At 66.8% G+C, this 2,121-nt stretch carries 2 protein-coding genes; one reads left to right on the forward strand and one right to left on the reverse strand.

From position 1 onward, the window contains the following. Positions 1-146: LacI family DNA-binding transcriptional regulator (locus ABZ470_RS41610; protein ID WP_362918717.1), on the reverse strand; the 146-nt coding region annotated here is incomplete at its 3' end. 201 nt (positions 147-347) lie between these two features. Here ABZ470_RS41610 and ABZ470_RS41615 point away from each other — a divergent pair. Beyond that, entirely contained in the window at positions 348-1,784 is a 1,437-nt protein-coding gene (locus ABZ470_RS41615; RefSeq protein ID WP_362918713.1) for an aminotransferase class I/II-fold pyridoxal phosphate-dependent enzyme, read from the forward strand. Positions 1,785-2,121 lie beyond the last annotated feature (337 nt).

Below are 2,121 nucleotides of genomic sequence, written 5' to 3' on the forward strand. Positions count from 1 at the left end.
TACAGCACCGCCATCGCCGCTTCCACTTTTTCCCGCGATATCGAAGAAACCTTGGAGGCCAGGTACACCAACCGGGCAACCGACACATAAGAGACACCGGCATACTCTGCGACATCGTATAACGTTACTGGTTTCACATTCACCACCCTGAATTGACTCTCTTCCGGGCGCTATCATGCCATACCGCGAAAGGTTTTGCGCCATTCGATGGTGTCCGGGATCTCGACGCTCTCCCTTATGCGACTCCTGCATTAGGAAATTAATACGACTCACTATAGGGGAATTGTGAGCGGATAACAATTCCCCTGTAGAAATAATTTTGTTTAACTTTAATAAGGAGATATACCATGGGCAGCAGCCATCACCATCATCACCACAGCCAGGATCCGGGGGACGAAAACCTCTATTTCCAGTCGCGGCGTACGTCCGGGGACGGCGTCGAGCCCGTGTCCCGCGCCCACGAGCCGCACCCCGCCCCCGATCGCGGCCCCCGTCTGGCCCGGCTCGCCGCCCATGGTCACAACCCCGTCCTGATCCCGCACGTCGAGGTGGAACTCGACCTCGTCACCGACTCGTGGGCGGACCGCGCGGACCCCTGGCAGCGGGAACGGACGCGGGCGCTCGCAGACCTCGCCGACGAGGCCGGGCTCACGGGCGAGCGGCCGCCGGAGCTGCCCTGGCTGCCGTTCGCCCACCGCTTCTTCGCCGCGTCGGGCCGTGCCGCCGAGGAACGGCTGTGCCGCGCCTGGCCCGGGCCCCGCGGCCGCGTCCTGCACAACTCGGCGTTCCCCACCTGGCTGGGCACGCTGGTGGAGCAGGGCTTCGACCCGTCCGTGGCGCTGCCGGTCGCCGGTGCGGGGCCCTACGCGGCCGACCTCGACCTGGACGCGCTGGACGTGGCCCTCGACCGGTACGCCGACGGCGTGTCCTTCGTCCTGGTGGAGACCGCGACGAACGCCCATGGCGGCGCCCCGCTGTCGCTGGACAACCTGCGCGCGGTCGCACGGCGGACGCGTGCCCGGGGGGTACCGCTCGTGCTCGACGCCACCCGGCTGCTCGACAACGCGCTGCTGGTGACGGCGGCCTCCGGACGGCCGGCCCAGGACCTGTGGCAGATCGCCGAGGACATGCTGGGCCTCGCGCAGGCCGTGACGTTCAGTCTGTCGAAGGACTTCGGCGTCGACGGCGGCGGTCTCGTCGCCACCACCGACGAGCGCCTCGCCGAGCGGCTGACGGAACGGATGCTGGAGCGCGGCCGGGAACCGGGACTGTCCGCACGCCGGGTGCTGTCCGCCGCACTGCTGCACCAGGAGTCCACGGAGCGTCTCGTGACCCGCAGGGTGGCCGACGTGGCCGCGTTCCGGCAGCGCCTCGAGCTGGGCGGGGTGCCGCTGGTGCCCGGACCCACCGCCCACTGCGTGCTGCTCGACGTGGACAAGGCCGCGCCCGGCACCCCCCTGCGGCACCCCGTGGCCTCCTACCTGTCCTGGATCTACGCGGCCACCGGGGTACGCGGAGGCCCGCACCTCGCCCCGGGTGTCCGGCTCACCGACGGATCGGAACCGCCGGAGCGGCACCTGATCCGGCTCGCCGTGCCCCTGGGCATGGAGCGCAAGGCGCTGGAGGGCGCCGCCGACCGGCTCGCGGAACTGGTCGCCGACCCGGCACCCGTGGCGGACCTCACCGAGGTCCCCGGCGCGGCCGGCCCCTCGGCGCTCCGCGTCTACCATCCGACGGACGCCCTGCCCGCGGACATCCGCCGGGCACTGGAGGAGGAGCCCTAACATTTAAGTAAGTACTCGAGTCTGGTAAAGAAACCGCTGCTGCGAAATTTGAACGCCAGCACATGGACTCGTCTACTAGCGCAGCTTAATTAACCTAGGCTGCTGCCACCGCTGAGCAATAACTAGCATAACCCCTTGGGGCCTCTAAACGGGTCTTGAGGGGTTTTTTGCTGAAACCTCAGGCATTTGAGAAGCACACGGTCACACTGCTTCCGGTAGTCAATAAACCGGTAAACCAGCAATAGACATAAGCGGCTATTTAACGACCCTGCCCTGAACCGACGACAAGCTGACGACCGGGTCTCCGCAAGTGGCACTTTTCGGGGAAATGTGCGCG

It is taken from the genome of Streptosporangium sp. NPDC020072 (genome assembly GCF_040631445.1).
Lineage (GTDB): Bacteria > Actinomycetota > Actinomycetes > Streptosporangiales > Streptosporangiaceae > Streptosporangium.

What these genes read in the sequence shown, in the direction of transcription:
- ABZ470_RS41615 (WP_362918713.1), top strand. Translation starts at nt 348, where the DNA reads ATGGGCAGCAGCCATCACCATCATCACCACAGCCAGGATCCGGGGGAC.